This window comes from Azospirillum sp. UFLA03-27 (assembly GCF_059803775.1).
In genome coordinates, this window is the sequence record NZ_JAUQTX010000340.1 from 1 (window position 1) to 5,692 (window position 5,692).

Genomic DNA, 5,692 nt, shown 5'->3' on the forward strand with positions numbered 1-5,692 from the left:
GTTATAGTCTCGTGGGCTCGGAGATGTGTATAAGAGACAGGCCATGGACATCAGAGCCGCCCGTCAGGCCCAGGCCAGCGCCTGGTTCGCCGAGTTGCGCGACCGCATCTGCGCCGAGTTCGAACGGATCGAGGACGAGCTGACCGGCACCCATGCCGACCTGCCGCCGGGCCGTTTCGAGCGCAAGCCCTGGCAGCGCCCCGACCATGGCGGCGGCGAGGGCGGCGGCGGCGTGATGTCGGTGATGCGCGGCCGCGTGTTCGAGAAGGTGGGGGTCAACGTCTCGACGGTGCACGGCACCTTCAGCCCGGAGTTCCGCGCCAACATCCCCGGCGCCGCGGAGGACGGGCGGTTCTGGGCGTCGGGCATCAGCCTCGTCGCGCACATGCGCTCGCCGCTGGTGCCAGCCACCCACATGAACACGCGCCACATCGTGACCAGCCTCGGCTGGTTCGGCGGCGGCGCCGACCTGACCCCGATGGTGCCTGACGAGCAGGACACCGCCGACTTCCACGCCGCCTTCCGGGACGCCTGCGACCGCCACGACCCGACCTGCTACGCGCGTTACAAGGAGTGGTGCGACCGCTACTTCTTCCTGCCGCACCGGGGCGAGGCGCGCGGCGTCGGCGGCATCTTCTACGACAATCTGGATTCCGGGAACTGGGAGGCCGACTTCGCCTTCACCCGCGACGTCGGGCTGGCCTTCCTGGACGTCTTCCCCGCCCTGGTCCGCCGTCACATGAACCGGCCCTGGACCCCGGAGCAGCGCGAGCACCAGCTGATCCGCCGCGGCCGCTACGTCGAGTTCAACCTGCTCTACGACCGCGGGACGACCTTCGGCCTGAAGACCGGCGGCAACACCGAGGCCATCCTGATGAGCATGCCGCCCGAGGTGAAGTGGCCGTGACGGCGGCGCTTCACCCCAGACGCCGCCTCGCCTCCGCCAAGCACTCGCCCCGGCCCGGCCGGAAGTCCTCGGCGATCCACCATGCTTCGATCTGCTTCAGCAACGCGCCCACCGCCGGGCCGCGCGGCATCCCCATGGCCAGCAGGTCGCGCCCGGCGATTGGGAGGACCAGGGACGGCAAATCCTCGGCGGTCGCCAGCGCCGCCTTCACGGCGTCGAGCGTCATCGGGCCGGGGGCATCCACCGCCGCGAGCAGCACGAGGTCGCGGTACAGCCCGGCGTCGCCCAGCCGGTAGAGCGCCTGCCGCCGCTTCACCGGCCCGTCGGGGGGAGCCACGGCCATCGGTGGCTCGATCAGGGCGGCGAGGCGGTCGCGGTCGGCGTTGGACAGGCGCAGCGTCTGGGCGACGGTCAGCGCCTCCGCCCGGTCGGTGTCCAGCACGGCGGCGAAGCGGCGCACTGCGTCGGGCGGCTCATCCAGGTCATGCTCCAGCCGGACCAAGCCGTCCAGCCGAGCGGTGCGGACGGCATCGGGCAGCAGATGCGCCATCACGCCGAGCCGGATCATCAACGCCCAGGCCGACGCCGGGTCGGGCGCCGCCAGCAGGCGGGACAGTTCGCCCCGCACCCGTTCCCCGGACAAAGTGGGCAGGCGGGGGGCCATCTCGGCGCAGGCGGCCAGCGCCGCCGCGTCCGGCGCGCCGCGCCCGTAATGGGCGTGGAAACGGAAAAAGCGCAGCAGGCGCAGCACATCCTCCTCGATGCGCTGGCGCGGGTCGCCGACGAAGCGCACCCGCCCGGCGGCCATGTCCGCCAGCCCGCCGAAGGGGTCGTAGACGCAGCCGTCCAGCGTGCAGCTCAGCGCGTTCATGGTCAGATCGCGCCGGGCGGCGTCCTCCCGCCAGTCGTCGGTGAACTCCACGCGGGCGTGGCGCCCGAAGGTCTCGACATCACGGCGCAGCGTGGTGATCTCGTAATGAGCCTTCCCCACCACGGCGGTGATGGTGCCATGCTCGATCCCGGTGGGGATGGCGCCGATGCCCGCGGCCTTCAGCAATTCCATCACCCGCTCCGGCGGGGCATGGGTGGCGATGTCGATGTCCTTGACCTTGCGGCCCAGCCACGCGTCGCGCACGCAGCCGCCGACGAAGCGCGCGTCCGCCCCTCCGGCGGCGAGGGCGTCGAACACGGCGCGCGTCTCGGGCGCGACCATCCAGGGCTGTGGAGCGATGCGGGCGTTGACGGTCATGGCGGCAGGCTAGCCCGCAAGACGCTCAATTGCCAGATGGCCCGCCGCCGACCACCCGCCCGTCTTCGAGGTGGGCCGGCGTGTAGGGCGTGTGCGGCGCCACCCCGCTGGTCAGGGCGACGGAGCCCAGAGTCACCGCCATCGCCGCCACCCCGGCGAAGACCAGCCAGGGCCAGGGCGCGGTCGCCCACCACGGCGCCGGGCTGTGCGCCTCCTCCGCCTCGCGGCGACGCCGCTCGACGACCAGCACATACAGGGCATAGCCGACCGTTGGCAGGACCAGGGGCAGGATGACCGTCAGGAAGATCCGCAGCACCGCGCCGCCCGCCCTACGATGGCCCGCCGGCGGAGTGATCGCCCAGGCGATCGCTCCTCAGGCCGTCGCCCCCCAGGCGCTCGGCGCGCAGGACATCGCAGAGATTCACCAGCATCCCCGCCGTCGCCCCCCAGATGAAGCGCTGCTGGTAGGGGAAGGCGTAGAAATAGCGCTGGGCGCCCTGGAACTCCCGGCTGTGGCGCTGCGGGTTGGTCGGGTCGAGGATGGCGGCCAGCGGCACCTCGAACACCTCGGCCACCTCGGTCGGGTCGGGTGTCACCTGGAAGGGCGGACGCACCAGCCCGACCACCGGAATCACCCGGAAGCCGGTGCGCGTCACGTAGGTGTCGAGCCGCCCCAGCACCTCGATGCGGTCGCGTCCCAGCCCGATCTCCTCCTCGGTCTCGCGCAGGGCGGTGTCTTCCGGGTCGCGGTCGTCGCTTTCCATCCGCCCGCCAGGAAAGCTGATCTGCCCGGCATGGGCGGTCAGGTTGGCCGTGCGCTGGGTGAAGATGACCGTCAACTCCTCCGGACGGTCGACCAGCGGCACTAGGACGGCCGCCTCCCGCAGCTTGCCCTGGGAGGGCTCGAAACCGGGATTCAGATCGTGGTCGCCGCGCACCTTCATGGGGCGCAGACCGGCGGCGGCGCTTCCCGGAAAGCGCTTGCGGATCTCGTCGAGACTCACCCGCCAGGCAGCCTGCCCAGCGCGAAGAAGACCTTCTTGCTCCATACCCCCACCTCAGCCTCACCATCATGGCCGCGCGTGTCGGCCCGGTCCACCATTTCGTAGTAGACCGGCCGGAGAATTCGCGCTTCGAGCCCGTTTCTTATGAGGATATAGGGCGTTGGTTCGCCATTTTCAGGATTGTGGATGACCCTGATCGGATGATCCGGCCCGCATTCGACCCATTCGTCTAAATTTGTACGGAAGGAAAGGACCTGTTCGTCTCCATGTCCGCTTGCGGCCATTTCCACGGCGACGAACGGCGTGTCCTCGACCACGATCCGCCCGCGCTCGACCGGGGTGACCAGCCAGAAGTCGCCCGCCTCGTCGCGCCGCAGGACCGTGGCGAACAGCTTGACCAGCTCGATCCGCCGGATCGGGTCGCCCTCGTGGAACCACGTGCCGTCGCGGGCGATGCGGATGTCGAACCGCTGCTCCCTTGCGGTCACGGGCAGAGAGGGAGGCAGGCTTTCGCCGCTCTCTCCGCCTGAGCGCGTTTCATTTGGGCGCTTGTCATTCGCCCCGTCATTGCCGACCTTCATCGCTAGCCTTCTCGTTTTTTTCGGGCCTGAGGGGCACAGAGGGAACTGGCCGCGCAACGTAATTTCGCCATACTCGTCACATAGGTCCGGACTGGCGGATTTGCCACGATGGCCGTTTCGACCCCAGCGGTCATGATTGAGCGGTCATGATCGCCCACCAGAGTGCATGGTCTTAAACGGGAGCAGAGACGTGAGCGCAACCGACGCCGTCAATCCGGGGGCCAATCCGGGCCAGAACTTTCCCGCCGGCGAGAACCCGCACCAGCTCATGGCGGAAATCGAGGCGCTGGGCGGCCGGCTGACGCATGTGCGCGACCGCATCGGCCGGATCATCTTCGGCCAGCAGGAGGTGATCGACCTCACGCTGATCACGCTTCTAGCCGGCGGCCATGTGCTGCTGATCGGCGTCCCCGGCCTCGCCAAGACGCGGCTGGTCGAGACGCTGGGCACCGTGCTGGGCCTCGCGGAGAAGCGCATCCAGTGCACGCCCGACCTGATGCCCGCCGACATCCTGGGATCGGAGGTGCTGGAGGAGAACGAGCAGGGCCGCCGCTCCTTCCGCTTCATTCCGGGGCCGGTGTTCAGCCAGCTCCTGATGGCGGACGAGATCAACCGCGCCAGCCCGCGCACCCAGTCCGCCCTGCTCCAGGCGATGCAGGAGCGGCGCGTGTCGGTCGCCGGTCACTACCACGCCCTGCCCCAGCCCTTCCATGTGCTGGCCACCCAGAACCCGCTGGAGCAGGAAGGCACCTACCCGCTGCCGGAGGCCCAGCTCGACCGCTTCCTGATGCAGATCGACGTCGATTACCCCGACCGCGACGCCGAACGGCGGATGATGATCGCCACCACCGGTTCGCTGGACGAGCAGGCGGTGACGGTGCTCTCCCCCGCCGACCTCCAGGTCGCGCAACGGCTGGTCCGCCGCGTGCCGGTCAGCGAGGGCGTCGTCGACGGCATCCTCGACCTCGTGCGGCGCGGCCGCCCGGAGGCGACCGACCTGCCGGAGGTGCAGCGCCACGTCGCCTGGGGTCCCGGCCCGCGCGCCAGCCAGGCGCTGATGCTCGCCGCCCGCGCCCGCGCGGTGCTGGACGGGCGGCTGGCGCCGTCGCTGGACGACGTGGTGGCCCTGGCGAAGCCCGTGCTGCGGCACCGCATGGCGCTGAACTTCGCGGCGCGGGCGGACGGGATCACGCTGGACGACATCATCAACCGACTCTGCGCCCCGCTGTCGTAAGGACCCGCCGATGGCCAGCCCCACCCTTGGCGCCACCACCCTGCGGGCGCAGCAGCGCGCGGAGGGGCTGGCCGCCACCCTGCCGCCGCTTCTGGTCGCGGCGGAGCGCGTCGCCTCCACGGTGGCGCAGGGCGTGCACGGACGGCGCCGCGTCGGGCTGGGCGAGACCTTCTGGCAGTTCCGCCGCTACCAGCCCGGCGACTCGCCGCAGATGATCGACTGGCGGCAGTCCGGCAAGACCCAGCCCGTCTATGTGCGCGAGAACGAGTGGGAGGCCGCCCAGACCGTCTGGCTGTGGCGCGACCGCTCGCCCTCCATGGACTACCGCTCGGTCAATGGTCTGCCAACGAAGCGGGAGCGCGCCGACCTGCTGACCCTTGCCGCCGCGGTTCTGCTGGTGCGCGGCGGCGAGCGGGTGGGCCTGCTCAACTCCGGCCAGCGCCCGGACCATGGCAAGTTCGCCCTGAACCGCATGGCCGGTCAGATGACCGACCCGCGCAACGCCCATTCTCCCGACGCGCTGCCGCAGCCCGAGCCGCTGCCCCGCCACGCCCAGGTGGTTCTGGTTGGCGACCTGCTGTCGCCGCTGCCGGAGATCCACGCCACCGTGTCGGCGCTCACCGGACGCGGTGTGCGCGGCCATCTGCTGCAGATCCTCGACCCGGCGGAGGAGACCCTGTCTCTTATACACATCTGACGCTGCCGACGATTATACGC

Annotated in this window: 7 protein-coding genes; 3 read left to right on the forward strand and 4 right to left on the reverse strand. The window is 70.4% G+C overall.

From position 1 onward, the window contains the following. Nucleotides 1–43: 43 nt before the first annotated feature. Entirely contained in the window at nucleotides 44–907 is an 864-nt protein-coding gene (gene hemF, locus Q4I23_RS29955; protein WP_498528642.1) for an oxygen-dependent coproporphyrinogen oxidase, read from the forward strand. A 10-nt stretch (nucleotides 908–917) separates the two neighbouring features. Here hemF and Q4I23_RS29960 read toward each other — a convergent pair whose 3' ends face one another. From Q4I23_RS29960 to Q4I23_RS29975, 4 genes are read right to left on the reverse strand one after another with little or no spacing between them, the layout of a single operon-like run. Beyond that, nucleotides 918–2,156 (reverse strand): CCA tRNA nucleotidyltransferase, encoded by a 1,239-nt coding sequence (locus tag Q4I23_RS29960; protein ID WP_498528639.1) that lies wholly within the window; start codon nucleotides 2,154–2,156, stop codon nucleotides 918–920. 25 nt (nucleotides 2,157–2,181) lie between these two features. Continuing rightward, nucleotides 2,182–2,472, reverse strand: coding sequence for a DUF6111 family protein (locus Q4I23_RS29965; RefSeq protein WP_454016957.1), 291 nt, complete (start codon nucleotides 2,470–2,472; stop codon nucleotides 2,182–2,184). Between the two features lie 13 nt (nucleotides 2,473–2,485). Further along, nucleotides 2,486–3,160: a CoA pyrophosphatase gene (locus Q4I23_RS29970; protein ID WP_454016958.1), complete on the reverse strand. Its 675-nt coding sequence runs from the start codon at nucleotides 3,158–3,160 to the stop codon at nucleotides 2,486–2,488. After that, nucleotides 3,157–3,741, reverse strand: coding sequence for a DUF1285 domain-containing protein (locus Q4I23_RS29975; protein ID WP_498528640.1), 585 nt, complete (start codon nucleotides 3,739–3,741; stop codon nucleotides 3,157–3,159). Before Q4I23_RS29975 ends, Q4I23_RS29970 begins: the two co-directional genes overlap by 4 nt. 190 nt (nucleotides 3,742–3,931) lie before the next feature. Here Q4I23_RS29975 and Q4I23_RS29980 point away from each other — a divergent pair, with 190 nt between their 5' ends. Together Q4I23_RS29980 and Q4I23_RS29985 are read left to right on the forward strand one after the other, a co-directional pair. Beyond that, nucleotides 3,932–4,975, forward strand: a complete 1,044-nt coding sequence (locus Q4I23_RS29980; protein ID WP_376998767.1) for an AAA family ATPase — start codon at nucleotides 3,932–3,934, stop codon at nucleotides 4,973–4,975. Nucleotides 4,976–4,985: 10 nt separating this feature from the next. Continuing rightward, nucleotides 4,986–5,672 carry a DUF58 domain-containing protein gene (locus tag Q4I23_RS29985; RefSeq protein ID WP_498528641.1) on the forward strand — a complete coding sequence of 229 codons (687 nt, stop codon included), beginning with the start codon at nucleotides 4,986–4,988 and terminating at the stop codon, nucleotides 5,670–5,672. Nucleotides 5,673–5,692: the final 20 nt, after the last annotated feature.